At 46.9% G+C, this 25,013-nt stretch carries 25 protein-coding genes and 1 riboswitch; of the genes, 7 read left to right on the plus strand and 18 right to left on the minus strand.

Annotated features, from left to right (window positions below; translation table 11 throughout):
• Nucleotides 1-113 precede the first annotated feature (113 nt).
• The gene (locus tag ACY2IG_RS12950; protein WP_056062761.1) at nt 114-1,292 is read right to left on the minus strand and encodes an MDR family MFS transporter; all 1,179 of its coding nucleotides are present in this window, start codon (nt 1,290-1,292) and stop codon (nt 114-116) included.
• A gap of 177 nt (nt 1,293-1,469) precedes the next feature.
• Between ACY2IG_RS12950 and mnmM the strand changes: the two genes are divergently transcribed.
• On the plus strand, nt 1,470-2,045 hold the full coding sequence (mnmM, locus tag ACY2IG_RS12955) for a tRNA 5-(aminomethyl)-2-thiouridylate-methyltransferase MnmM (RefSeq protein WP_035406120.1): 576 nt from the start codon (nt 1,470-1,472) through the stop codon (nt 2,043-2,045).
• Between the two features lie 50 nt (nt 2,046-2,095).
• Here the strand turns inward: mnmM and ACY2IG_RS12960 are convergent, their stop codons facing one another.
• The 3 genes from ACY2IG_RS12960 to metK form a co-directional block, all read right to left on the minus strand.
• Entirely contained in the window at nt 2,096-2,800 is a 705-nt protein-coding gene (locus tag ACY2IG_RS12960) for a serine aminopeptidase domain-containing protein (RefSeq protein WP_035406117.1), read from the minus strand.
• A gap of 78 nt (nt 2,801-2,878) precedes the next feature.
• Nucleotides 2,879-3,367, minus strand: coding sequence for a GNAT family N-acetyltransferase (locus tag ACY2IG_RS12965; RefSeq protein WP_035406114.1), 489 nt, complete (start codon nt 3,365-3,367; stop codon nt 2,879-2,881).
• A gap of 137 nt (nt 3,368-3,504) precedes the next feature.
• Nucleotides 3,505-4,713, minus strand: coding sequence for a methionine adenosyltransferase (gene metK / locus ACY2IG_RS12970; RefSeq protein ID WP_023469108.1), 1,209 nt, complete (start codon nt 4,711-4,713; stop codon nt 3,505-3,507).
• A 128-nt stretch (nt 4,714-4,841) separates the two neighbouring features.
• Nucleotides 4,842-4,968, minus strand: a riboswitch (SAM riboswitch).
• Nucleotides 4,969-5,202: 234 nt separating this feature from the next.
• Between metK and pckA the strand changes: the two genes are divergently transcribed.
• Nucleotides 5,203-6,771 carry a phosphoenolpyruvate carboxykinase (ATP) gene (gene pckA, locus ACY2IG_RS12975; RefSeq protein WP_197026209.1) on the plus strand — a complete coding sequence of 523 codons (1,569 nt, stop codon included), beginning with the start codon at nt 5,203-5,205 and terminating at the stop codon, nt 6,769-6,771.
• A 26-nt stretch (nt 6,772-6,797) separates the two neighbouring features.
• On the opposite strand, the gene ACY2IG_RS12980 is transcribed toward pckA, so the two are convergent.
• The 9 genes from ACY2IG_RS12980 to ACY2IG_RS13020 form a co-directional block, all read right to left on the minus strand.
• Nucleotides 6,798-8,051, minus strand: coding sequence for an EAL and HDOD domain-containing protein (locus ACY2IG_RS12980; RefSeq protein WP_308101859.1), 1,254 nt, complete (start codon nt 8,049-8,051; stop codon nt 6,798-6,800).
• 166 nt (nt 8,052-8,217) lie between these two features.
• Entirely contained in the window at nt 8,218-8,982 is a 765-nt protein-coding gene (locus tag ACY2IG_RS12985; protein WP_052018981.1) for an alpha/beta hydrolase family protein, read from the minus strand.
• On the minus strand, nt 8,954-9,427 hold the full coding sequence (ytkD, locus tag ACY2IG_RS12990) for an RNA deprotection pyrophosphohydrolase (protein ID WP_035406108.1): 474 nt from the start codon (nt 9,425-9,427) through the stop codon (nt 8,954-8,956). Before ytkD ends, ACY2IG_RS12985 begins: the two co-directional genes overlap by 29 nt.
• Nucleotides 9,428-9,600: 173 nt before the next feature.
• On the minus strand, nt 9,601-10,950 hold the full coding sequence (locus ACY2IG_RS12995; protein ID WP_035406105.1) for a glucose-6-phosphate isomerase: 1,350 nt from the start codon (nt 10,948-10,950) through the stop codon (nt 9,601-9,603).
• 113 nt (nt 10,951-11,063) lie between these two features.
• Nucleotides 11,064-12,230, minus strand: a complete 1,167-nt coding sequence (locus tag ACY2IG_RS13000; RefSeq protein ID WP_056062767.1) for an iron-containing alcohol dehydrogenase — start codon at nt 12,228-12,230, stop codon at nt 11,064-11,066.
• 136 nt (nt 12,231-12,366) lie between these two features.
• Nucleotides 12,367-12,759, minus strand: a complete 393-nt coding sequence (gene yugI, locus ACY2IG_RS13005) for a S1 domain-containing post-transcriptional regulator GSP13 (RefSeq protein ID WP_012371159.1) — start codon at nt 12,757-12,759, stop codon at nt 12,367-12,369.
• Between the two features lie 425 nt (nt 12,760-13,184).
• Nucleotides 13,185-14,228: a ribonucleotide-diphosphate reductase subunit beta gene (locus ACY2IG_RS13010; protein WP_035406099.1), complete on the minus strand. Its 1,044-nt coding sequence runs from the start codon at nt 14,226-14,228 to the stop codon at nt 13,185-13,187.
• Nucleotides 14,197-14,685, minus strand: coding sequence for a flavodoxin domain-containing protein (locus tag ACY2IG_RS13015; protein WP_056062771.1), 489 nt, complete (start codon nt 14,683-14,685; stop codon nt 14,197-14,199). The genes ACY2IG_RS13010 and ACY2IG_RS13015 overlap by 32 nt, the downstream gene beginning before the upstream one ends.
• A gap of 18 nt (nt 14,686-14,703) precedes the next feature.
• Nucleotides 14,704-16,971, minus strand: coding sequence for a ribonucleoside-diphosphate reductase subunit alpha (locus tag ACY2IG_RS13020; protein ID WP_056062774.1), 2,268 nt, complete (start codon nt 16,969-16,971; stop codon nt 14,704-14,706).
• Between the two features lie 461 nt (nt 16,972-17,432).
• On the opposite strand from ACY2IG_RS13020, the gene ACY2IG_RS13025 reads away from it, so the two are divergent.
• The 4 genes from ACY2IG_RS13025 to ACY2IG_RS13040 are packed head-to-tail and all read left to right on the plus strand — an operon-like array spanning nt 17,433 to nt 20,213.
• Complete coding sequence (locus tag ACY2IG_RS13025; protein WP_035406091.1) at nt 17,433-17,672, plus strand: NifU N-terminal domain-containing protein; 240 nt, start codon at nt 17,433-17,435, stop codon at nt 17,670-17,672.
• A 57-nt stretch (nt 17,673-17,729) separates the two neighbouring features.
• Complete coding sequence (locus ACY2IG_RS13030) at nt 17,730-18,524, plus strand: glycosyltransferase family 2 protein (RefSeq protein WP_035406088.1); 795 nt, start codon at nt 17,730-17,732, stop codon at nt 18,522-18,524.
• Between the two features lie 4 nt (nt 18,525-18,528).
• Complete coding sequence (locus ACY2IG_RS13035; RefSeq protein WP_035406085.1) at nt 18,529-19,026, plus strand: Lrp/AsnC family transcriptional regulator; 498 nt, start codon at nt 18,529-18,531, stop codon at nt 19,024-19,026.
• A complete protein-coding gene (locus ACY2IG_RS13040) occupies nt 19,023-20,213 on the plus strand; it encodes an aminotransferase (RefSeq protein WP_462617994.1) in 1,191 nt (396 codons plus the stop codon). The genes ACY2IG_RS13035 and ACY2IG_RS13040 overlap by 4 nt, the downstream gene beginning before the upstream one ends.
• A gap of 38 nt (nt 20,214-20,251) precedes the next feature.
• Here ACY2IG_RS13040 and ACY2IG_RS13045 read toward each other — a convergent pair whose 3' ends face one another.
• Complete coding sequence (locus ACY2IG_RS13045; protein WP_231496827.1) at nt 20,252-21,139, minus strand: MazG nucleotide pyrophosphohydrolase domain-containing protein; 888 nt, start codon at nt 21,137-21,139, stop codon at nt 20,252-20,254.
• Nucleotides 21,105-21,290, minus strand: a complete 186-nt coding sequence (locus ACY2IG_RS13050) for a hypothetical protein (protein ID WP_056062777.1) — start codon at nt 21,288-21,290, stop codon at nt 21,105-21,107. Before ACY2IG_RS13050 ends, ACY2IG_RS13045 begins: the two co-directional genes overlap by 35 nt.
• A gap of 89 nt (nt 21,291-21,379) precedes the next feature.
• Here ACY2IG_RS13050 and ytvI point away from each other — a divergent pair, with 89 nt between their 5' ends.
• Nucleotides 21,380-22,504: a sporulation integral membrane protein YtvI gene (gene ytvI / locus ACY2IG_RS13055; protein ID WP_056062778.1), complete on the plus strand. Its 1,125-nt coding sequence runs from the start codon at nt 21,380-21,382 to the stop codon at nt 22,502-22,504.
• On the opposite strand, the gene ACY2IG_RS13060 is transcribed toward ytvI, so the two are convergent.
• Genes ACY2IG_RS13060 through ACY2IG_RS13070 form a run of 3 tightly spaced genes read right to left on the minus strand, consistent with a single transcriptional unit; the run spans nt 22,484 to nt 24,712 of the window.
• Nucleotides 22,484-23,152, minus strand: coding sequence for a DUF429 domain-containing protein (locus ACY2IG_RS13060; protein WP_462617995.1), 669 nt, complete (start codon nt 23,150-23,152; stop codon nt 22,484-22,486). The genes ytvI and ACY2IG_RS13060 overlap by 21 nt on opposite strands.
• Nucleotides 23,133-23,303 carry a hypothetical protein gene (locus tag ACY2IG_RS13065; RefSeq protein ID WP_156358998.1) on the minus strand — a complete coding sequence of 57 codons (171 nt, stop codon included), beginning with the start codon at nt 23,301-23,303 and terminating at the stop codon, nt 23,133-23,135. Before ACY2IG_RS13065 ends, ACY2IG_RS13060 begins: the two co-directional genes overlap by 20 nt.
• Entirely contained in the window at nt 23,300-24,712 is a 1,413-nt protein-coding gene (locus ACY2IG_RS13070; RefSeq protein WP_308101863.1) for a leucyl aminopeptidase, read from the minus strand. The genes ACY2IG_RS13065 and ACY2IG_RS13070 overlap by 4 nt, the downstream gene beginning before the upstream one ends.
• Nucleotides 24,713-25,013 lie beyond the last annotated feature (301 nt).

Consider the following 25,013-nt stretch of genomic DNA (forward strand, 5'->3'; position numbering starts at 1 on the left):
CCCGTTTCTTTGCCGAAATATTCCATATTATTAAATGTTTGTTTTATAATTTTCGAACGAATGATGTAACAAAAGACAGCTGATCTATTGTCCGCTGTCTCACAAGATAAAGCTCATGATGTGGTTTTAGGAATAGCACGAAGGAAAACAACTCCTGCTAACAGGATCAATCCAATTAAGGTCAAGAAAACTGCTGACATACCTGATAAATCGTAGATCAAACCTCCAACTGTCGGACTGATCATCCGCCCTGCTGAAGCAGCGATATTAACGTATCCTTGGAATTCTCCTTCTTTTCCGATTGGCGCAAGTCGCGCCGCCATTGCAGGAACCGCTGGCCAGATGAACATCTCACCGATTGTCAGAATGATCATCGCCACGAGGAACATCTTGAAGCCGCCTGCAAACGGAACAATCAGATAAGAGAGAAGGAAGATGCCTGTCCCGGTCATCAGTTGGCGTTTCAAATCATCTCCAAACCAACGAAGAATTGGTGTTAATAAAGGTTGTGCGAACACGATAAGCGCTCCATTGATTGTCCAAAGAATCGAGTACTCGGAAATCGTGACACCGAGCGATTTCGTATGGACAGCAAAGGTCCCTTGCCATTGCACATAAACGAACCAAAGTAAGGCATAACCGATCGAAACGAGCAACATCGTCCGTGCGGATCCGCGCGAAAGTGGTGTGCGTGTCGTTTCGATCTCGTCATGTGCCGCATGCATCCGCGCTGGCGCCTGAATCCAGGACAAACCGACAAACAAAATGATGGCAAAGACGATATAGAGAACGAGATTGGCGATGAAGATGTACTGAATCGAAAAAGCAGCAATTTGACCACTAACAGCTGTCCCGAGGGCTACACCGACGTTTTGCGCGACATAGATCGCATTAAAGGCGCGGCGTCCGCCTTCCGGCCAGATGACGCCCGTCATTGCGTAGATCGTTGGGAAAACCATCCCACCGACGAATCCAATCAATCCAAGCATCGCGACGTATCCAATATACGTCTGATGAAATAGCAACAAGCCGACGGAAGACAGGACAAGTCCGATGACACTGATGACAAGCGTCTTCTTTCCGCCGAGTCGGTCAAACGCTTTTCCGCCTAAGTAGTTCCCAACGATTGCTAAGGCTGAGTTGACGAATAACGCCATTCCGGCTTTTGTCATCGACTCCCCTAAATATTCATGAATATATAATGTATTGAACGGCCATAAAAAAGAGGATCCCGTCGTATTGATGGCCATCGCAAGGACGAGGATCCAGACCGCTTTTGGTAATTTTGGCATACCTTTGGTCCTCCTATTTCATTCTCAACCTTGCCACTTTACGCAATCCCTCCCCCGCCTGTCAAGCCACTTCACTTTTCGTCAATGACTCAAAAGATGGTATAATGCAGGAGGAATCATACATACGATGATCATGTATAAAGAGAAAAACAGCCCATAGGAACAGGAGTCTATGCCATGTCACTTGCCCGTGTACTACCTTATACGAAACAATTACTGGAGTCCGTCATCGAACCTGGTGACTGCGTCGTCGATATGACTGCCGGAAATGGACATGATACACAGTTCTTAGCAGAATGCGTCGGTCCAGAAGGTAGAGTCCTTGCGTTCGACGTCCAAGCTCAAGCCATCGAGGAATCGACACGACGTCTCGACGAAGCCGGAATGTTAGAACGCGTCGATCTTTATCACGAAAGTCACATCCATGTTGGTGCGCGTCTTTCGGACGAACGACGGCCTGTTCGTGCCGGCGTCTTCAATCTCGGATACTTGCCTGGAAGTGATAAATCGATCACGACGACAGGTGAAGAGACGCTTGAAGCACTCGACGCTCTCCTCCCGGTACTTGCACCTGGTGGTCTTGTCGTCCTTGTCGTCTATCACGGTCATCTTGAAGGAAAACGGGAACGCGATGCTGTCCTCGATTACGTCACAGCCCTTGATCAGCAAGGTTATGCCGTTCTTCAGTACCGCTTCTTGAATCAACAGAATCATCCACCGTTCATCATCGCGATCGAGAAAAAAGTGCGCTGACAGTAGAAATAAAGAAGTGATGGCTTCCGCTATGGAAACCATCACTTTTTTCATTCTTCGACTAATTTAAAAAACAACAATAATTTTTCCGCAAACCGTGTATTCAACCGTTCAAAGCTGAAATGCGGGAAACCGTGTAGACGTTGTAAGTAAATCTGATCGCCACCCATTTTCCGACATACTTCGAGTGTCAGTTTGACGTCTGCGAACTGATCGTCTGGTGCATAAAAACAAGCCAAGTTTACACGAGGCAGTTTTTTTCGTTCCTCGTCATGTACGACGATCTCTTCTTCGATTTCCCGGTACTGCGCATACGTCAGTTCACCGATGCGAACGGTATCTTCCGTACTTTGACCAAACGGCAACGTACCGAGTGGCGCATCGGGACGGAAACGATCAAACGCACTCGCGAAGACTTGTTTGACACCTCCGAGTTGTTTCGACGGATGCCAATCAAACAATGGTGAAACGAACGCAAGACTTGCGACTGGTAGTTCATATTCTTGCAACAGACGATTGACGACGAGTGCCCCCATGCTACAGGCGATGATATGAATCGGTAGCTTTCGTTTTCCTGCTTCGCGTAATGCTTCTTTTAACAGTTGACCGTGCTCTTCAAACGAAATGCGACGTGGTGCGTCGACGAGTAGCACTTCATACTCTCTTTCGAGTACTCGAATCAAAGCTTCACTCGGACGGGCACGCAGTTGTAACGGATAGACTAATACGATGATTCCTGTTGGTTGTTCAACCACAAACTCACCTCTTCACTTCATACTTCCTTTTCACGATACCTTATTTCAAACGCAAACGAAACCGTCCCGAGACGGATTTCACGAGGCAACATGGCGAAGACGAACGACTGATTCCGCTTGCCCAAATACTTCTTCCGTCATCTCACTAAGTTCTTCAAAACCAAATGAGGTCAGGAATTGACGCGCTTTATAGTTACGTGCTTCCACGTAGACTTCGAGTGGGACGGCTCCTTGTCGTTCGAGTTCACGAATCAGACGTCTTCCGATTCCGTTTTGCTGATATTCCGGCAAGACGTAAAGCCGAATGATCTCCCATGTTCCTTCGACATCAACAGCATGAATGAAACCGACGATTTCCTCGTCGATGATTCCGACATAAAAATACTCTCCCCGTGCTTCTTCCGCCGTCCGGATCGCACGAACGACTTCTTCTTGCGGATACGCCTCCTGCACGAAATGCGCTTTCGAACGTTCGGAATAGATTTCTTCATACGTATCCAACCAAGATGTGATAGCAATGTCATGAATACGTCCTGCATCAGCTGGAATAGCTTCGCGTATTTCCATAATCGGAACCCCCCTTTATACTCATACAAATCGACTCATGTACTTTTACCCTTTTCTAGAAAAAACATTCGTTTCCTGCAAAGTTCCGCGGAAACAAAAAAGCCCGAAAACCCACGTAGGATTTCCGGACTTTTTGATTATGCGAAACGTTTTGCTTGTTCTTCAAGAACTGCTGCTTTATCTGTTTGCTCCCATGGAAGCTCAACATCTGTACGACCGAAGTGACCGTATGCAGCTGTTTGACGATAGATCGGACGACGGAGATCAAGCATGTTGATGATTCCAGCCGGACGAAGATCGAAGTTTTCAGCAACCAATTCGACGAGTTGTGCTTCAGGAAGTTTTCCTGTGCCGAATGTATCAACTGCGATTGATACAGGGTGCGCGACACCGATTGCGTACGCAAGTTGAACTTCTGCTTTGTCTGCAAGACCTGCAGCAACGAGGTTCTTCGCGACGTAACGTGCTGCGTATGCAGCTGAACGGTCGACTTTTGTTGGATCTTTACCTGAGAATGCTCCACCGCCGTGGCGTGCGTATCCACCATACGTATCAACGATGATCTTGCGACCAGTCAATCCAGCATCTCCTTGTGGTCCGCCAATGACGAAACGACCAGTTGGGTTGATGAAGAATTTCGTTGCTGCGTCGATGTATTCAGCCGGGATGACCGGTGTGATGACGTGTTCTTTCAAATCAGCTTGGATTTGCTCAAGCGTAACTTCTTCCGCATGTTGTGTCGAGATGACGATCGTATCGACACGAACCGGCTCGTTGTTCTCGTTGTATTCGACCGTGACTTGTGTTTTTCCGTCCGGACGAAGGTAGTCGAGTTGACCGTTTTTACGCACTTCTGCCAAACGGCGTGCGAGACGGTGCGAAAGCGAAATTGGAAGTGGCATGAGTTCTGGTGTTTCTTTCGTTGCGTAACCGAACATAAGACCTTGGTCTCCTGCACCGATTGCATCGATTTCTGCATCAGACATGCTACCTTCACGTGCTTCAAGCGCTTGGTCGACACCAAGAGCGATATCTGCTGATTGCTCATCGATCGATGTCAATACAGCACATGTATCCGCATCGAAACCGTATTTCGCGCGTGTGTAGCCGATTTCACGAATCGTTTCACGAACGACTTTTGGAATGTCGACGTAAGTGGATGTCGTGATCTCACCTGCAACGAGAACGAGACCTGTTGTAACAGAAGTTTCTGCCGCAACACGTGCGTTTGGATCCGCTGCAAGAATCGCATCGAGGATTGAATCCGAAATTTGGTCACAGATTTTATCTGGATGACCTTCAGTGACTGACTCCGACGTGAATAGTCGGCGATTAAGGTTTGTCATGTATGACCCTCCCAAAAAAGAATTTGACGGTGTACTCATTTCCCCTAGTTGAGTGGGACGGTAAAATGAAAAAAACCTTTCCAAGTCCAAAAAATGGTCAGGGAAAGGTTGTGCGTTCTTCCTTTACCCTCTTATCGTTCGAAGTGTTTACTTCGCTTCAGGAGAGCACCTTTTCCCTCATTAATATATGAATTAATGTAGGACGGTTGCCGGGTTTCTTCGGGCCTTGTTCCCTCCACCTGCTCAGAATAAGAGTATCCGTTACGAATTACATGATATAAAGTTGTACCTACTCTGTCAAGCAAGGTTTCAAATTCTAGTCGAAACTTTTTAAAAGAGATGTTAAACTATTAATGCTGAAAGCGTTTCCAGATAAATAGAAATCAGCACTAGAAAATGATTGCGCTCCCTTTAGTATGTCATATATAATGAATGTGTCATACTAAATGCAGTGAGCCAAAACCAACGTAGGGGAAAGGTGGGGTCAGGATGCCGATGACGGTCCTGAATATCGAAGAACTACTCAAGAAAGAGCATGTGTTCAAACAACTATCTGTTGCTGAACTTGTCGAACATGCGATTCGAAACGAAGAAGGTGTCCTTGCTGAGAACGGCGCACTATCTGTAGAAACGGGGAAATTTACAGGTCGTTCACCAAAAGATAAGTTCATCGTCCGTGATTCTTCCTGCGAGTCTCACATTGATTGGGGTCATGTTAACCAACCGATGGATGGAGACAAATTTGAACAATTGTTACAAAAGGTTCTTCGTTACATGAACGAAGCCGATCAGCTCTACTACACAGAAGCTGCTGCTGGGGCAGATACGCACTTCACCCTTCCGGTTCGTGTGCTCACACAATACGCTTGGCATAACCTGTTTGCCAAACAACTCTTTTTACGCGAGTATCCTGAAGTGGCTGCCTTCGAACCGTTCACGGTCGTCTACGCGCCACATTTCAAAGCAGATCCTACCGTTGACGGAACGAATTCCGAGACATTCATCGCCATGTCGTTTGAACACCGGATCGTCTTGATCGGCGGAACCGAATATGCGGGCGAAATCAAAAAATCGATTTTTTCCGTCATGAACTACCTCTTACCACAAGAAAATGTCCTTTCGATGCACTGTTCAGCAAACGTCGGACACGAAGGCGACGTCGCCTTGTTCTTCGGTCTATCCGGTACTGGTAAGACCACCCTGTCAGCAGACGATAGCCGTCAATTGATCGGTGACGATGAGCATGGTTGGTCGCATGACGGCGTCTTCAACATTGAAGGTGGATGTTATGCGAAGACGGTCAATCTGTCACGCGAAAAAGAACCGCAAATTTTTGATGCGATCCGTTTCGGAACTGTCCTTGAAAACGTCGTGCTCGATGAATCTCGTCATCCTGATTACGATGACACATCGTTGACAGAAAATACACGTGCTGCTTATCCGATCACAGCGATCGATAACATCGCTGTTCCATCACGGGCTGGTCATCCGAAGACGATTGTCTTCTTGACGGCTGATGCGTATGGCGTCTTGCCTCCGATCAGTAAATTGACGAAAGAACAAGCGATGTATCATTTCCTATCAGGTTATACATCAAAACTTGCTGGAACAGAGCGTGGTATCACGGAACCGGAAGCAACGTTCTCGACATGCTTCGGTTCACCATTTCTTCCACTGATACCTGAAAAGTATGCGACGATGCTCGGAGAACTGATTGATCGTCACGGTGTGACCGTTTATCTCGTCAACACAGGCTGGACAGGCGGTGCTTACGGGACAGGTAGTCGAATGAAGCTATCGTATACACGGACGATGGTCAACGCTGCCGTCAACGGAACACTTGCAGCGATTCCAACAGAAGAGCACCCAATCTTCGGACTTCATATGCCACTTGAAGTTCCTGGTGTTCCAAGTGAATTACTCAATCCGGTACGCGTCTGGTCAAATCCTGACGAATACAACACACAAGCGCGTTCGCTTGCTGAGAAATTCCAACATAATTTCCTTCGTTTCGAAAGTGCGACGGATGCGATCAAGTCAGCAGGTCCATGTCTATAAAAAAAAGAGCCTCAGGGCTCTTTTTTTTATAGAATGGCATCTGTCTCTTCTTGAAGATGCACCTCTTTTTGCATAAGCCACTCCTGACTTTCCGTCAGTAACGCATATGCTCGCGGAAGTGATACACCTAACCGTTGACTGAGCAATTCGAACTGTTCGAAATCACCGCGATCTGCGCTGATCGCAAGCACTAGACAATCCCGGAACGGATGGTCTTTTCCTTGGAGGACAATCTTCAAGGAATCCTCGATTGGCAATTGATCGATGATGTCGTCAATATCAACGGACAATAACGCATCGATATGCGATAACAAGCCGATCATATAGGCACTCTCTTGTTGCAGCGTCCTTGTTTCTGTTGCAAACAACTCACAGAGCTTTGCGCAATGTAAGGAAGAACGCAGCAACTCATTCGACCATTCATAAGGACTTGCGAGCTTCATTTCACGTAAGACAATCAACGAAATCCAGCTTTTAAGTTGAGCGAAGCCAAGTAGTGAGATCGCTTGACGAACGGAACTAACTGTATTGCGTAATCCCACTCCCGGAGAATTGATTAGTTGTAATACCTGGATGCTGATATACGGATTGGCTTCGATTTCATCAATGACTTCATCGTACTTCTCATCCGTATCAAGCCACTTCAGCATCTTTAACAACACCGGCAATTGTGGTGGAACAGCTTTCCCTTTCATCAGCATCGGTTTAGCATAAAAATAGCCTTGGAACCAGTCATACCCCATATCAAGACAACGTGTATGATCCTCGTGCGTCTCGACACGTTCAGCAAGCATCTTAATATGAGGATAATTACGTCGAACGATATGCAAAATGGCACTTTGCTCGCGAGGGGAAATTGCCTCGATGTCGATTTTAATTAAATCGATCAACGCAAACAATTCCGCTCCGTGCTGTCGAAGTAAATCTGTCACAAAATCATCTAGTGCTAATGTGAAGCCTGCTTCTTTCCAACTATGCAGAACCGACAACATTTCAGTATCAATATCAACTGTCTCTAAAATTTCAATGACGAATCGGTTAGGATCTAAATAATGAATCAGATCACTTTTCAACAAATCTGACGTAAAGTTGACGAAAAGTTTTTTTCCTTCCGCGACATGTTCCACCCCCATATGGACGAGTGTATTCGTCAATACATCCATCGTCGCTAAATCCCCATCAAAAATAGTCATTTGTTCAATCGAACGATACAATAATTCAAATGCATCAATTGATCCAACTCGATTAACGATGGGTTGACGTGCTAATAGGATATCCATCGTTCTCCTGCCCCCTCCATTGTCCTCAGATGGTTTCTATTATATCAAAGTTTACTTTTTAGGAGATTATTGTTTTTTACAATGTATCAATGGTCTGTTTTTTCAATCTCTATGCTTCATCTTCCAAAATACAAAAAGCAATACGACAAACGTCGTATTGCTTGAATCATGTATCATATCGGTTCCAAATGCCTGTCTCGAACCAAGTCAAAATATCACGCGTCACACGTAATTTTTCATGGATCGGGAACTGATGTGCATACGCATAAGTCTGAAGCAGGGTTTGGTCGGGATGACGTGCAGCATAAGCCGTCGCATGTCGTAAACGAACGTTCTCATCATACGCACCGTGAATCAATAATACTTCACCTTGAGGAGCGACATGAAGCGGCGAGCGCACCTTATACGCCTCAGGTACGGTGTCTGGTGTCCCCCCCGTATAGCGACGCAACATTTTTTGCATCGTCTTCTGCTCCTCGTAGGTCCATGTCAACTCGGTCACGCCTGCCCACGACACCGTCCGCGAAACTGGACGATGATGAGCCAGGAGTAATGCCATTTGCCCCCCACGAGAAAATCCGAATGCATGAACATGCGAGACACGTTGTTGCAACCAATCGAAAGCACTGCATGCGTCTTCGACATCCCGATGTCCGAAATCTTCTTTTCCTGTTCCGCCTAAGTTTCCCCGATAGAAAGGTGCCATGACGAAAAAACCAGCCTGCGCGAACGCGAGCAGCCGTGTCGGTCGAACCATTCCGATAGATCGTGTGCCACCTCGCAAGTAGAGAATCCCCTGTCCGTTCGCGACTTGCGGAAGTACGATATAGGCACCGACGCGCTCCCCGTCTGTCGTCGTATAGAACATCCGAAACGTCCGAAACGGACCTTGCCGCGGAAGTTCAAACCAATCGGCGTTCGCTAAGTACACGGAGTGTCTCCGGAAGGACGCGGTCCTTCATCATGAAACTGTATTGTCGGTTCGTATCGAGACGATCAGGGAGTTCCTCGAACAGAAAAGCACCATCTGTTTCATCTACAGCCAAATGGGATGACAGCGATTCGATTTGCGCGAAGTAGATATTTTTAATGATCGTATCCCCTTTTCCGGCAACACGATATTGCCCGATGTACTTCAAGGAATCGATTTTTCCGCCTGTCTCTTCCATCACTTCACGACGTGCGGCCTCTTCTGCCGTTTCACCCGGTTCAACCTTCCCACCCGGAAATTCATATCCGCGTTGCTTATGATGGGTCAGCAACCATTTCCCTTCGTACACGGCAATGACCCACACATGTAGAGGGCGATCCGAGAACGGATGGTCCTCAAAACTTAACTCCACTTGATTTTGATAATAATCCAAGAATGTAATCACGTACGTGCACCTCATTTCTTCTTCTAACTTCACTTTACCTGTTTCACGGGTATTCTAAAAGTGAAAACGCTAGGATTGCCTATAAATCTGGAAAATGATTACTCGTCCTCATCTCGTGAACGTAAAAAAAACAGCCGATGTTCCACTAAGGAACAATCGACTGTCGTTTTGTATTACTTCAAACGTGCTTCGAGTTCTGCTTTTTCTGCTTCGAATCCTGGTTTTCCAAGAAGAGCGAACATATTTTTCTTGTACGCTTCGACGCCTGGCTGATCGAATGGATTTACTCCAAGGAGGTAACCACTCATCGCACATGCTTTTTCGAAGAAGTAGAACAGGAATCCGAGGTGATACGGTGTCATCTCTGGAAGTTCGACTGTCAGGTTCGGAACTTGTCCGTCCGTGTGCGCAAGCAATGTGCCTTCTGCTGCCTTATCGTTGACGAACTGAATCGACTGTCCTGCGAGGAAGTTCAATCCATCAAGGTCCTGAGCGTCTTCTTCAATCGTCAACGCGTGACGCGCTTGTCCGACTTTAATGACTGTCTCAAACAGATCACGACGACCTTCTTGGACATATTGTCCCATTGAATGAAGATCGGTCGAGAAATCAACTGCTGCTGGGAAAATCCCTTTGAAGTCTTTTCCTTCAGATTCGCCGTACAATTGCTTCCACCACTCTGATACGTAATGAAGTGCTGGTTCGTAGTTGACGAGTAGCTCGATCGTTTTCCCTTTCGCATACAATGCATTTCGGACGACTGCGTATTGGTACGCTTCGTTGTCAGCTAAGTTTTCGCTCGCGTAGCGCTCTTGTGCGTCACGTGCCCCTTGCATTAACTCTTCGATCGAAATTCCTGCTGCTGCGATCGGTAATAGACCAACTGGCGTTAACACAGAGAAACGTCCGCCGACATCATCTGGAATAACGAATGTTTCGTATCCTTCAGAATCTGCGAGTGTTTTTAATGCACCGCGGGCTTTGTCCGTTGTTGCGTAAATCCGGTGTTTCGCTTCTGCTTTACCGTACTTTTCTTCCATGAATGCTTTCAAGAGACGGAACGAGATTGCTGGTTCTGTCGTCGTACCTGATTTCGAGATAATGTTGACCGATACATCTTTTCCTTCAAGTACTTCAAATAAATCATGCAGATACGTTGATGAGATATTATGCCCTGCATAGATGATTTGTGGTGCTTTACGCTCGTCTTTTGATAACAAGTTATGGAATGAGTGTCCGAGCATCTCGATTGCCGCACGTGCACCGAGATACGAACCGCCGATTCCGACGACTAGCAACACATCAGAATCCGACTTGATTTTTTCTGCAGACGCTTGGATACGTGCAAACTCCGCTTGATCGTAGTTCGTCGGAAGATCTACCCATCCTAAGAAATCACTTCCTGCACCTGTTCCTGCATGAATCGCATGGTGGAGCGTCTTTACGGTCTCCGTCATGTGTTCTACTTCATGTTGACCTACGAATTGTAGGGCTTTCGAATAATCAAAACGTACTGTTGACATGCCATCGTCCTCCTTATTCATTCGCAACGAAATGCGACCTTCCTTTTCATTAAAACGCAAGAAGGAAGGTCGTTCAAGTCTTTTGTGAAAAGATTAGCAAATGTTACGAGTTGTTATAGGGCAGCTGTCACGATTTGACGAACATCCTCGTTTCCGAGTGATTTGAAGTTTCCGAAGTCGCCGCGAGTCATTGCTGACTTGACGATTGAATCGACTGTATCTTCTTTGATGTCGTAATCCGCAAGACGGTTTGGTGCGCCGAGTGATGTCCAGAAAGCACTAATCGCGTCGATTGTCGCATGTGCTGCTTCCATCTCTGATTTACCTTCCGTGTCGACGTTAAAGACGTTCTCACCGAGTGTGACGAAACGATGTGCGTTTGATTCGTCGAGTACGTGGCGCATCCAGTTCGGGAAGAGAATGGCGAGTCCACCTGCATGTGGGATGTCATGAACAGCCGAGACAGCATGTTCGATGTTGTGTGATGCCCAGTCGCCGCGTGCTCCCATTTGAAGAACACCGTTGAGCGCCATCGTACCAGCGAAGAGAATCGTTCCACGAAGTTCCACGTTTTCGAGATCGTTAACGAGTTTTGGTGCTGCTTCGACGACTGCTTTCATGACACCTTCTGTCATGCGTTCTTGAACCGGTGCATGTGCAGGATGGAAGTATTGTTCGAGACAGTGACTCATCATATCGACGATACCGTAGATCGTTTGATCTTTCGGTACGCTGACTGTGTATTTTGGATCAAGAATTGAGAATGTTGGGTACGTAAGCGGACTACCCCAACCATATTTCTCTTGTGTTTTCCAGTTCGTGATGACCGATCCTGAGTTCATCTCAGAACCTGTTGCTGCAAGCGTCAAGACTGTTCCGAATGGGATGACTGTTTTGGGTGTCGCTTTACCGATGACGAGATCCCATGCTTCGCCTTCATACGGGATACCTGCTGCGATCAATTTCGTGCAGTCGATGACAGAACCGCCACCAAGTGCAAGTAATGCGTCAACGCCTGCTTCACGTGCAATTTTTATTCCGCGTTCTGCAGTTTCGATGCGCGGGTTCGGTTCGACACCGTCGCATTCGACGTACTCGATTCCTGCCGCATTGAGTTCACGTGTGACATCATCGTAGACGCCGTTACGTTTAATACTTCCACCGCCAAAGACGAGCATGACTTTCTTCGCACCGAGTGCTTCGAGTTGTGGTTTCAGTTGGCTGACTTGACCGTCACCAAAAATAAGTCTTGTTGGATTGCGATATTCAAAGTTTTCCATCTGTGTTGCCTCCTCAATAAGTAATGAACACCTTACATTATCCACACATTCCCCTTTCGCATCTAATTTAATGCTTATTGTATGTAACAATCGCAAAAAAAAAGAGAACCGACCGATGTCGATTCTCTCATGTGGCTTATTTTTGGAAGTTTGATTTTTCAATCCATTCTTCCAATTTACCTTTAAGAACGTTGAATCCAGGTGCTTCTTCTTGTTTGAAAGCAGGACCTGCATCGCGACGTCCAGCGTTTTTGCGTGGACCTTTCGCGCGTGCTTCACGTTTTGGAGCTTCCTGAGTTGCTTTGATCGAAAGCTTCATTTTTTTGTTAGCTTCGTCGATGTCGAGAACTTTAACAGTTACTTCATCGCCAACTTTTACGTAATCGTTGATGTCTTTTACGTAATCGTGTGAGATTTCTGAAATGTGGACGAGACCTTGTGTTTGCTCGTCAAGTGCTACGAAAGCACCGAAGTTTTGAATACCAGTTACTTTACCAGTAACGACTTGGTCTTTTTCAAAGTTTGCCATAATGTATACACTCCCTAACTAAATTCATCAACTTATAATAACACACTTTTCTTGTATCGTAAAAAATATTTTTGGAATTTGTTTATTTTTTATTTCACAAGGGAACATTTTAGTAGCAAGACTTCAAGTATTCCCCCTGATTCTGCCGAACTTTCCGAGTTCGGCCCTTTTTTTGTTCTTTTACTCAATTGACCTAAAAAACAGATACCGAAAAGTGATGTGAGCGACTTTCAAAACGCTCTAATAAAAACAGACAGTCTCGGTCTGCTCGCTTTCCGCGGACAAGCCCTCATGCCGCTTCAGATGCGTCGCATCTTCCAGGGTCATGACGACTTGTTTTTCCGCAGGAGTCGAGCAGAACCTCACCTGTCCTAGCGTAAAGGAAATATAGAGTAGAAGCAATCATCAATTGATCTAATTAATCCTTACAGGTCATCGAATCCATTCGCATCCGTTACTTTCGCATATGAACGTGATTTTTGTTCGAAGAAGTCTGATTTCGTCGCGTTCATCGAATCATCTGAATACGCCCGAATCCATGGCATGACGTCTTCGTCGTGCCCTTCATAGAGATCCGACAAACCGATGACGCGAAGGCGTTTGTTCGCGAGATATTTAACATAGTCACGCATCTCACTGACGTCAAGTCCGTCTAGATCACGTAAGACGTATTCGCTCCACTCGATTTCAAGATCAACGGCACGCTTGAACGTGTCATATACGAATTGTGTGAATGAGCCATCGGCATCAATTTCCGGATGCTCCGACAAGACAGCACGTAACAATTGGCTGATGAAGTACGAGTGTTGCAATTCATCACGTTGAATATAGCTGATCATCGTCGATGTTCCGACCATCTTCTGATGGCGCGCTAGATTATAGAAGAAAGCAAAGCCAGAATAGAAGTTGATCCCTTCAAGAACGATTGAAGCAACGAGTGATTTCGCGAAGTTCTCTGGTGTCCGGTCATTTTGGAAATCTTCGTATAAATCAAGAATGAATGCATTACGCTTCATGACCATATCATCGTCTTTTGCGATATCGAAAATCCGGTTTTGTTCAGCCAATGGAACTAAGCTGGATAAGACGTAGCTATACGATTGATTATGAACGACTTCCTGTTGCGCGATGATGGCGAGAATCGCATGAACGGATGAGTCTGATGTGAACATCGCTGATTCTAAGATGTAGCGTGTCTGAACCGAGTCAAGGATCGAGAGTAGCCCAATGATTCGTTTGAATGCATCTTGTTCCCGTTCACTCAATTGATTCCATTGTTGCATGTCTTTTGACATTGAAATCTCATCTGGAATCCAAAAGTTCGATAACAGTTGTTTGTAGATCGAATAAAACTGTGGATACGCAATGTCGTTCCAGTTGACGATGGCACTTGTTTCGCCACCGATGATCGCTGTCGCGCGATTTGGATGACGTGCATCAAGCAGTTTGATTTTTTGTAGCTGTTCCATGTGCTTCGACTCCTTCTTGCTGTAATTGAAGAATGGTCCGTCTTGTCCATTCCTTGACGAGATGCGGGCGATTGCGTGGTGACTGTTCGATTTTCAACAGTTCTCCGGCAAGCGGGACCCCGAATTTCGAGAGGTGATACGCCATCTCATCGACGGCGCGACAATATTTGACGAACATCTTATCCCCTGTTCCAAAAACAGCTGCCTGCGGAATCGCATGCGTGCTCTCCTTCAAAACCGTTCTAAGACAGTCGCGCATATCGTCGGGTAATTGCCCATCTCCCCACGTATACGAACCAAAATAGACGATATCATAAGGCATTAACTGATACGTCGTCACTTCGTCCGCAAACAACATCGTCGGCTCGATTCCCATCTCAGAACACGTCTTCGCGACGAGTTCTGCCACCTCCTCCGTGTTTCCACTCAATGACGCATATACGATTGCTGCCTTCATGATATCGTCCTCCTTATCTTATGATGAACACGATTCACATTCGTCGATCTCAACCGTCGTCGAACGCGTGTAGTAGATCGTCTTCATCCCAAGTTGCCATGCTTCCATGTGCATCTCGAGTAATTCTTTTGCTTTGACGTTATTTTTCACGTACAGGTTAAAGCTGATCGCTTGGTCGATGTGACGCTGACGCGAAGCATTTTGACGAATGCTCCATAACTGGTCAATCTCAAACGCTGATTTATAGAACCAGTTCGTTTCCGGTGTTAAATCCGGAACGGTAACTGGGATCTTATAGTTTTTCTTCTCTTCTGAGTAGACTTTTTTATAGATTGGATCAATCGATGCCGTACTTCCCGCAATGATCGCCGTCGATGAGTTCGGTGCGACTGCCATCAAGTAAGCGTTCCGCATCCCGTGCGCCGTGATGTCGGCTTGGAGACGATCCCAATCGAGTTCATCCGTCGTTTTGTAGTGGCGACGTTTGATGTACTCTCCTGTTTGCCATTCTGAACCTTCAAAGAGACGGTACGCGCCTTTCTCTTTCGCAAGTTGCATCGACGCATCGATCGTCAAGTAAGCGATTTTCTCGTAGAGACGGTCTGCGTATTGCACCGCTTCGACCGATTCCCAACGGATACCTTCGAGCGCGAGCAGATGATGCCAACCGAATGTTCCAAGACCAACGGCACGGTATTTTTGATTCGTCAATTGTGCTTGCGGAACATCGATCGTATTCAAGTCGATGACGTTATCAAGCATCCGCATTTGAATCGGAATCAATCGTTCGAGAACATCTGAACGAACCGCACGTGCAAGCGCAATCGATGATAAGTTACAGACGACGAAGTCACCTGGTGTCTTCGTGACGATGATTTTACCGTCTTCTGTATATTCTTCTGTCACGGTCGTCGGACTCATGTTTTGCATGATTTCCGAGCACAGGTTTGATGAATAGATCATGCCTGCATGTTTATTCGGATTCGCACGGTTAACGGCGTCACGGAAGAACATGTATGGCGTCCCTGTCTCAAGTTGCGAACGCATGTAGCGTTTGACGAGATCAATCGCTGGGACTGTTTTTTTGCTGAGACGCGGTTCGTTGACACATGCTTCGTATCGTTCCGTGAAGCTACCGCCTTGTTCTGTCTCATCGAAATAATCTTCAAGGCTGAAGCCCATAATCGTCCGAATTTCGTGTGGGTCAAACAGGTGCCAGTCTTCTCGTGCTTCTACAGCACGCATGAAGCGGTCTGGTAAGTTAACGCCCGTGAACAAGTCATGTGTCCGAAGTCGCTCGTCCCCATTGTTGAGCTTCGCATCTAAGAACTCGAGGATGTCCTTATGCCAGATGTCAAGATACACGGCGATTGATCCTTGGCGCATACCGAGCTGATCGACGCTGACTGCCGTATTGTTCAATTGTTTCATCCATGGGATGACACCACTTGAAACACCTTTAAAGCCTTTGATGTCTGATCCACGTGAGCGAATTTTCCCCATGTAGACACCGATTCCGCCGCCACCCTTAGAAAGTGTCGCTACATCCGTGTTCGAGTCATAGATGCCGCGTAGCGAATCATCGACTGTATCGATGAAGCATGATGAGAGTTGACCATATGATTTACCGGCGTTCGAAAGCGTCGGTGTCGCGACCGTCATGTAGAGGTTCGACAATGCCCAGTAGGCTTCTTTGACGAGTTCTAAACGACGTTCCTTCGGTTCGTTCTGCATCAGCGTCATCGCGATGACCATGAATCGTTCTTGCGGTAGCTCGTACAAATTTTTGACGTGATCACGTGCAAGATACCGGTCTGCCAGTGTCCGAAGGCCAATGTATGTGAACAGGTGGTCGCGGGAAGGATCAATCGTTGCCGACAGTTCGTTGATGTCTTCTTTCGAATACGCATCCAGTAAATGTTTCGTGAAGATACCGATTTCTGTCAGCTTTTCAATCAATGTATACAGCGAACCATATCGTTCTTCCGCTGCATATCCGCGGTTTTCACCCGCTTCTAGATATAACCGATTTAAGTAAGTCGCTGTCGCTACGAATGTCCAGTTCGGCTCTTCTGCCTTCAACATATCGAGTGCATGCATCGTTAACAGTTCATAGACTTGATCTGCTTGTAAGGACTTCCCTTCAAGCGCTCGGATGGCACGTTCTGTATAGCGGTCGATATCAAGTTCCGGATACGTTTCCGTCGCTTGTCGAATCACGACATATACGTCTTCTATTGTCATTGCACCCTTAAAGATGCGTGCTGTATTCAGTGGAGATGCCACTATGAACCACTCCCATTCTCTATCGTTAAACAGGTTCGCATTACACGATGAAATACGCTAAACTAAAAAAAGACGTCCTACATATAGAAAGAACTCTACAAGTATCACTCTATATATAGACGTTTTAGACGTTTTTAAACCTGTTAATGTACAAGATATAGGTTATCACTGAAATCTAAAAAAATAACCCCTTGCTTTGAAATTCAGGTCAAACAATTTGAAAAAGGCATCATGACGCCTTTTGAGATATATTGAGATAGCGAGCAAAACATATTATAAGTTCACGCGAACCCTTAAAATAAAGATGAGTCATTTCTCCTATCAGAAGAAAAATATTCTCTTCGAATTTTCTGATATACTGAACGTACCGATCTTCCGTTTGGAGGAAGAAGGATTGAATCCAACTATCATGAAAAGATGACATATGGCATATACGTATGTACGTTGAAAGGAGCTTACCTATGCAAGTCGATTACACACCAAACCCGAATTCCGTCAAAATCACGCTCGAGGAACAGCGCTTCGGTGCGAAAAGTACGAGTGTCAAAAAAGAAGATACACCGGAAGATACGTTGCTCGCATCTTTGATTGCTATCGATGGCATTGATAATCTATTCGCTTACGGCGACTTCGTGACGGTCACGAAAGAACCAGAAGCAGAATGGAATGAGCTGCTACCACGTATCGAAGCAAACATGTAAAAAAACAAGAAGACACCTGTTCCTGAACAGGTGTCTTTGTTCAAGGAGCGATCGCTGATGCCAACCGTATCCATCATCATCCCGACATACAATCGTCCTCGCGAACTAGCAGAAGCGCTAGAAGCGTTGACACGTCAACACTATCAGGACTTCGATGTCATCGTCCTAAACAATAATGGCGACGATGTCTCAGCAGTGACCTCTGCCTATCAGGATCGTCTGCAGATCACATATGTCGAGTTACCTGAAAATCATCACGTCCGTGCTCGAAATCACGGTGTCATGCTCGCTTCCGGTCGGTATATCTTACTTCATGATGACGATGACCTCTTATTACCGAGTCATCTCGAAGAGGCAGTCGGTGATCTCGAAGCCGGCGCGGATCTAACGTATACGGACGCGGAGCTCTTTACGTATCGCTGGGAAGACGGTCACCGGATTGCACTCCATTCCGAACCGTTCGCGTACCCGTATGATCCGGAGACGATCCGAGAAGACTCGACGTACATTCCGTCCGGATCGCTCTACCGTAAATCGCTCCACGATCAACTCGGTCTGTTTGATGAAGACGTCTTCAACTACTGGGACTGGGACTGGATTTTACGCGTCGGTAAGGATCATTTAGTGTTACATCCGGCACGAGCAACCGTCCTGTACGCCTTCAACCCGTCCGGCAATCATGAGTCGGCACGACAAGACGCAACGCGACGCGTCTATTTTGACCGCCTGGTCGAAAAACATCAACTTCCGACACGTGAAATGAAGAACTTCCATATTGTTCAGGAAGAACGACGCGCACGATTGCGACAGACACGCCGTACCTTCAATGGTCAATTGACAGAAAGTGAGTGATTCCATGTACACCGAAAAACAACTCGAATTATTAGCACTATTAACACAAAATGGTCCGATGGACGTAAACTTACTTGCGCAGATGCTCGATTGGGAAGCGTCAGAAGTAGCAGCTTCGATCGAAACATTCAAACGTGACGGTGTCCTACTCGGCTATACCGCCGTCATTGACTGGCAAAAGATTCATGCCCATCACGGCGTGACAGCTTTCATCGATGTCAAAGTCACACCAAAACGGGGACGCGGCTTTGATGAAGTCGCAGAGCGGATCCATCGTTTCCCGGAAGTGACGTCCCTGTATCTGATGTCAGGCGCATATGACTTACAAGTCGTACTTGATGGCAAATCGCTACAAGAAGTGTCTCAATTCGTTTCTGAAAAATTATCAACACTCGACTCCGTCATCTCGACGACGACCCATTTCCGCTTAAAGACGTATAAGCACGATGGCGTTCTCTTCAGTCAGGATGATGACGACAAACGATTGAAGGTGTCTCCATGAAATCTTTATCAACACGTGTCGAACAGCTAGCCCCATCCGGCATTCGTCGTTTCTTTGATTTAGCCGGATCGATGGAAGATGTCATCTCACTTGGTGTCGGTGAACCCGATTTCGTCACGCCATGGAACGTCCGAGAAGCAGGCTTTGCAGCACTTGAACAGGGCTACACTGCATACAGTGCTAACGCCGGTTTACTCGAGTTACGTCAGGAAATCGCGCTTTACATGCAAGAAAAGTTCGCCATCTCCTATTCGACGACGGAAGAAATCATCGTCACGACCGGAGCTTCGGAAGGACTTGACCTTGCGTTTCGTAGTTTGATCAATCCGGGAGATGAAGTCATCGTCGTTGAACCGGCGTTCGTTTCATATGCACCCTTGATCGAACTTGCTGGAGGAATTCCTGTCGCCGCTGCATGTCACGCAGAAGACGGTTTTGCGATTCAACCGGAAACGATCGAACAGTTGCTGACGGACAAAACGAAAGCAATCATTTTCTGTTTCCCATCGAATCCGACAGGCTCGACGATGACACGCGATCAATTAGCGGACCTCGCGTTACTTGTTCAAAAGCATGATTTATATGTCATCAGTGATGAAATCTATGCGGAGCTATCCTACGAAACGGAAGCGATTTGTTTTGCGACCCTTCCTGGTATGCGGGAGCGGACAATCATCATCAATGGTTTCTCGAAAGCCTTCGCGATGACGGGCTGGCGGCTTGGCTTCACTTGCGCACCACCTGCGATCACGCAATCGATGCTGAAGGTCCACCAATATGGAATGATGTGTGCACCAACACTCGTCCAGTTTGCAGGAATTGAAGCGCTCCGTTCTCGTCATAAGACGGTCCCTGATATGGTGACAAGTTATCGCCAACGCCGGAATTACTTCGTCAAGGCGTTAAACGATGCGGGTCTCCCGACGCACTTACCAGGCGGTGCCTTTTATGCTTTTCCGTACATTGGTCATACCGGGCTGACGAGTGAGCAGTTCGCCGAGCAATTGTTGCTCGCTGAGCGCGTCGCCGTCGTTCCAGGATCCGTCTTCGGAGCAAGCGGTGAAGGCTATGTCCGAGCAAGTTACGCGAGTTCAATCGAACAACTGCAAGAAGCCATCGCGCGCATTCAGCGCTTCATGAAAAAATGGCAGACTCAGGATGAGACAACATCGTCTCATTCACACTAAAAATAAGCCGCTTGCTCAAACGAGCAGGCGGCTTATTTTTAATCGACATAGAAAACAAGAAACATCCGATAGTCGTCTTCCGCATGATACGGCGAGACTGGACCGAGTTGTGGCGCAAAGACTTCCAACCGATACGGTGAGTCCTTAAAGTCAAGCGGTGTCCGTTCCTTGATCAAACGTCCCATTTCATCCGCCAGCTCTTTGACTTCAACTAGACTACGCGAGCGTTCCATCGGTGCTTCGAAGACGAACGCCTCGATTCCTTCAATCGTTGCACAACGTAGGAAACGCCGGAGCGAAGGAAGTGCCGTCTCCATATTCTCCTTTAGCGTTTGATCCTCTTCGTACGCAGGGGCTCCCCAGAGACGTGCCTCACTTCCTGTCGCACTCCGGAAGTGATCAATCGTTTTTTCGGTAATGGGATCACGTGTCAAGGCAAAGCGTGTTTTATCCCGCTTGAGATTCTTTTCATTCGTCCGATCGATTTCCGACAGTAAATCGAGTTGAAGTGGTCGTGCTAAACGAAATAATTCCCGTTGCAGACGTGCGATGGAATGACCGATTGGAACAATTGTATCCTTCGCTTTAGGCGGTTTATCCCCTTCGTATCCATTCATGACGCGTGCGACTTGACCAGCTTCATGCACAAGTCGATAAAAGGAACCATCCTGATCATCGTTTACCGTTCCGAGTGTCTCATGTTGCACCGCAAGATCCGTCACGTATTGATTGGCAAGACACGTCGAGATCATCAAAACGTCGACAAGTTCTGAACGAAGAGCTTCTTGATCTCTTTGTTCGAGTGCTTCGCCGACTTCACCGATTTCTTCTGTCAAGCGTGCGAGACCAGATAGCGGTCGAAAATAACCTCCGAGTGAACGAATCGTCGCATCAACCTTTTGTTGCAGTATCTTCATCTGTTCCATCTGTCTGATCCTCCACGATTGCTTGACGTACTTGCGCCTCCGTCTCTTGTTTGACACGTTTGGCAAACGCCTGATTTTTCTTCCATTCTCGGATTCCAACGGATGTCGCAGCAATCAATGCAGCAAATAATCCGATTTCTCTTTTACGCATCGCTTTCTCCTCCTTTTGAATGACTCGTTCCCTACCTAAACATGATATGATGATATCAATTCTACATAATCCAGTAAGAGGTGTTGCTTGTGTCGACTGAACGTCTTTGGCAAATGGCCCGGTTCTTGACGGTGATCTTCGCCTTCGTAGCTGTTGGATGGTTACTCATCCGCCTCTCGTCCATTTTGTACCCGTTTGTCTTTGCGTTTCTGCTTGCTCTTTTCAGCCGTCCGCTCGTCGATTTCTTTCAAAAGCGGTTACGGATCAATCGTGGATGGGGTGCGTTGTTGTCCATCATTTTGATCAGTGGTTTATTGATCGGTTCGCTTGCCTTGATCATCATGCAGTTGATTCGCGGTCTCGTATTTGTCGCCAATCAATTACCGGCACAAATCCAGGAGTTGAGTCTGTATTTCCAAAAGCTATATAACGAAAAACTGGCACCGATTTGGAACGATGCGTCCGAAGCATTACGTTCATTAGAACCATCCCAACAGAATACGGTCCAAAACAGTATTCAATCGCTCGGTAGTTCGCTTGCGAGTGCGATTGGAGAAGGCTCAAAAAGTGTTGCGATGATGCTTCAATCTGTTCTTGCGACTTTGCCATCGATTGCGTTGATTTTCGTCATCGTCTTACTCGCTTGGTTCTTTATCGCGAAGGATTGGCACCAGTACGAAATGCGATTGAAGCGCTACGAGATGCTTCCTTGGTTCGCTCGTGTCGAGTCGGTCTTCTTGAGCTTACGATCTGCCTTATTTGGCTATCTTAAAGCGCAGCTCACGTTGATCACGATCACGTTTTTCATCGTCTTGATTGGTTTGTTCATCATTGGTGTCGATCATCCATTCGCAGTTGCTTTCATCGCTGCCTTCTTCGACATCTTACCGTATCTCGGTACTGGTTCCGTCTTCCTGCCTTGGATCGCCTACTCGGTGATTACTGGAGATACGACGCTTGCGATTGGTCTTGGCATTTTGTACGCCATCGTCATTCTCCAGCGCAACATCATGGAACCGAAGATCGTCGGCGATAACATCGGCATTCAACCGATTACGGCATTGATTGCGTTGTTCGTCGGTATCAAATTCTTCGGCGTCTTCGGGTTAATCCTTGGACCATTGATTGCCGTCATCTTAAAAGCACTCTACAATGCACAGATTTTCCATTATATCTGGGACTTCGTGAAAGGATCACCCACACCATTTCGGTGAGGGTGATTTTTTGGGTACAGCGGCATATAAAGGATACCCTTCCGTGTCCACTGGTTGACTTGCTGGCAAGTAATCGCATGGAAAACGTGCACCGGTCGCAAGCAGACAAGCATCAAGCCAATCATCAATCGCGACGTTCGGCTGACGCTGTTCCCATAACGGGGGACAATCATATTGTTCAAGTAATTCGATTCGTTCCGCGATGCCTTCCCTTGTTTTCTTAGAAAAACGTGCCGGATGACCGGCGAGGCGTGCAAAGCAGACTTCTGGATGTGATTCAATCATTTCAGATCGATACGCATGACGGACTTCTCGGATTTTCGGTAATAGATACCACGCTTGTTTCGAAAGTCCGATACCAGCATGTTGTTTCGCTAAATCATTTGCTTCCATATAACTTGATGTTGTCAACGCACTGAGAAATGGTGTATTAAAGACACTACTCGTTCGTCCGGGGCGTAGTTCCTGTCGCAACAGCTGATCTGTTTCGCGTCGTCCTTCCATCAAACCGATCGGCATATCGATCCAAATTCGGTCGGCTGGCGGGATCTGTCCAAGCGTCGGTTCGATTGATCCTGAGTACGTCTCATTTTCGTACCTGACGACGACCCATCCTGCCTTTGCCGCATCAATCCCGATGACGTGCATTCGTCTTCTCCCGGAAAGAACGCAGTAGTGATAAGACCGTGAAGATACCGATAAATGTCGCAAGACCGAGCGATAGACGATCTCGTGCATCCAAGTACCAGACGACGGTAAGAATCGTCAACAAGACGCCGAGTAGATTCCAACGTCTCATTTTTCTTGCTCGACGAATCGATACAGACTACGAACCATGACACCCGTTGCTCCTTTTGGACCAATCTCAGACGCTTGATTCTGTTCCGATGTTCCCGCGATATCGAGGTGCAACCATGGTGTGTCGCCGACGAATTCCCCGACGAACGCACCACCGAAGATCATGTGTCCCATGCGTCCCGGTGAGTTATTCAAATCTGCGACATCTGAGCGGCGGACTTGTTTTATGAACGCATCGACATATGGCATTTGCCAAACCATCTCGTTCGTCTCTTTCGTCACCTGTTCAAAGCGTTCGTAAAGTGACGCATCATTCGTCAACGCACCTGTGATTTCTGTTCCAAGGGCGACAAGGACACCACCTGTCAATGTTGCGAGGTCGATGATGGCTTTTGGCTGGTACTCTTTCACGTACGTGACTGCATCTGCGAGGACAAGTCGTCCTTCTGCATCCGTGTTCAAGACTTCAATCGTTTTTCCTGCCATCGATGTGATGACATCATCCGGTTTGAAGGCATCCCCAGAAATCATGTTATCCGTTGCCGGAATGACGCCAATGACGTGAACATCAGGTTTGAGTTGACCGAGTGCTTCAAACAGACCAAGAACTGCTGCTGCGCCTCCCATATCTCCTTTCATCCCGACGATCCCGTCTTTTGGTTTGATCGAATAACCACCTGTATCAAACGTGACACCTTTTCCGACGACAGCAATCGGTGCTTCTACTGAGCCTTTGTATTCAAGGACGATCAATTTCGGCGGAATGACCGATCCTTGATTGACGGCAAGCAAGGCACCCATGCCAAGTGCTTCCATCTCTTCCTTATCGATGATTCGGAGATCATGTCCATGACGCTCCGCGATGAAGCGTGCTTCGTCCGCAAGCGCTGGTGCCGTCAAAAGATTTCCCGGCATCGTTACGAGACGTCGCGCCAAGTTCGTTGCTTCCCCTAAGGCTGTTCCGCGACGCACTGCCTCGTCTTCAGAAGGTAAGACCGTCAGATGAAGCGTGTACGCTTTAGAAGGAGATGTTTTATAATGTTTGACCTCATATGTAGCGAGGGTGAATGTCTCAGCAATCAGTTCGACCGGTTGACCTGGAAACGTCGTCGCGTCGACTGTCACCTGTTCTAAGCGGCGTGCTTTGACATGTTGTGCGGCTTTTCCGAGCAAACGTCGTAAATTGTCTTGCGAGAGTTGATCGACTTTCCCAAGTCCGACGAACAGCACACGTGCGACGTCTCCCGATAACGTCGGCAACAGACGAAGTTCTCCCCGTTTCGTTGAGATATCACCTTGACGGACCCACTCTTCTAGTTTGTCACCATACAGTGCTTGTAATCGTTCATCAAGCGGTTGATTCCCTGATATCCCGACGATCAGTACGTCTACGGGTTGATTCGTTTGCATAAAAATTCCCCCTTTATCTAATACCTATTAGTATGAAGTGTTTTCAGTCATTTTCCAACTGATAGCCTCTCAACGAATCGCAAACGCTTACATGATTCTTGTTTGCCAATTTGTCGAAATGCTTGGTTTCAAACAATTGTTGCCCGTTTCACAATATGATAGGATTAAACAGGTGAAATATTGAGACACTTCAAGAAACGATGCGTTTGCTGTTCCGGGAAATGTCTACGTTTTCATTCAAGGGAGAGTGCGCAGAAGGCTCGTTAAGAGAGAGGCGTTTATGGGTATCTATAGATAGCTA

Source organism: Exiguobacterium sp. EF_C8 (assembly GCF_054956715.1).

Coding starts and splice junctions, on each gene's coding strand:
- ACY2IG_RS12950 (WP_056062761.1), bottom strand. CDS start 1,292: ATGCCAAAATTACCAAAAGCGGTCTGGATCCTCGTCCTTGCGATGGCC.
- mnmM (WP_035406120.1), top strand. CDS start 1,470: ATGTCACTTGCCCGTGTACTACCTTATACGAAACAATTACTGGAGTCC.
- ACY2IG_RS12965 (WP_035406114.1), bottom strand. CDS start 3,367: ATGGAAATACGCGAAGCTATTCCAGCTGATGCAGGACGTATTCATGAC.
- metK (WP_023469108.1), bottom strand. CDS start 4,713: ATGACAAACCTTAATCGCCGACTATTCACGTCGGAGTCAGTCACTGAA.
- pckA (WP_197026209.1), top strand. CDS start 5,203: ATGCCGATGACGGTCCTGAATATCGAAGAACTACTCAAGAAAGAGCAT.
- ACY2IG_RS12980 (WP_308101859.1), bottom strand. CDS start 8,051: ATGGATATCCTATTAGCACGTCAACCCATCGTTAATCGAGTTGGATCA.
- ACY2IG_RS12995 (WP_035406105.1), bottom strand. CDS start 10,950: ATGTCAACAGTACGTTTTGATTATTCGAAAGCCCTACAATTCGTAGGT.
- ACY2IG_RS13000 (WP_056062767.1), bottom strand. CDS start 12,230: ATGGAAAACTTTGAATATCGCAATCCAACAAGACTTATTTTTGGTGAC.
- yugI (WP_012371159.1), bottom strand. CDS start 12,759: ATGGCAAACTTTGAAAAAGACCAAGTCGTTACTGGTAAAGTAACTGGT.
- ACY2IG_RS13010 (WP_035406099.1), bottom strand. CDS start 14,228: ATGGAACAGCTACAAAAAATCAAACTGCTTGATGCACGTCATCCAAAT.
- ACY2IG_RS13015 (WP_056062771.1), bottom strand. CDS start 14,685: ATGAAGGCAGCAATCGTATATGCGTCATTGAGTGGAAACACGGAGGAG.
- ACY2IG_RS13025 (WP_035406091.1), top strand. CDS start 17,433: ATGCAAGTCGATTACACACCAAACCCGAATTCCGTCAAAATCACGCTC.
- ACY2IG_RS13030 (WP_035406088.1), top strand. CDS start 17,730: ATGCCAACCGTATCCATCATCATCCCGACATACAATCGTCCTCGCGAA.
- ACY2IG_RS13035 (WP_035406085.1), top strand. CDS start 18,529: ATGTACACCGAAAAACAACTCGAATTATTAGCACTATTAACACAAAAT.
- ACY2IG_RS13040 (WP_462617994.1), top strand. CDS start 19,023: ATGAAATCTTTATCAACACGTGTCGAACAGCTAGCCCCATCCGGCATT.
- ACY2IG_RS13045 (WP_231496827.1), bottom strand. CDS start 21,139: ATGGAACAGATGAAGATACTGCAACAAAAGGTTGATGCGACGATTCGT.
- ACY2IG_RS13050 (WP_056062777.1), bottom strand. CDS start 21,290: ATGCGTAAAAGAGAAATCGGATTATTTGCTGCATTGATTGCTGCGACA.
- ACY2IG_RS13060 (WP_462617995.1), bottom strand. CDS start 23,152: ATGCACGTCATCGGGATTGATGCGGCAAAGGCAGGATGGGTCGTCGTC.
- ACY2IG_RS13065 (WP_156358998.1), bottom strand. CDS start 23,303: ATGAGACGTTGGAATCTACTCGGCGTCTTGTTGACGATTCTTACCGTC.
- ACY2IG_RS13070 (WP_308101863.1), bottom strand. CDS start 24,712: ATGCAAACGAATCAACCCGTAGACGTACTGATCGTCGGGATATCAGGG.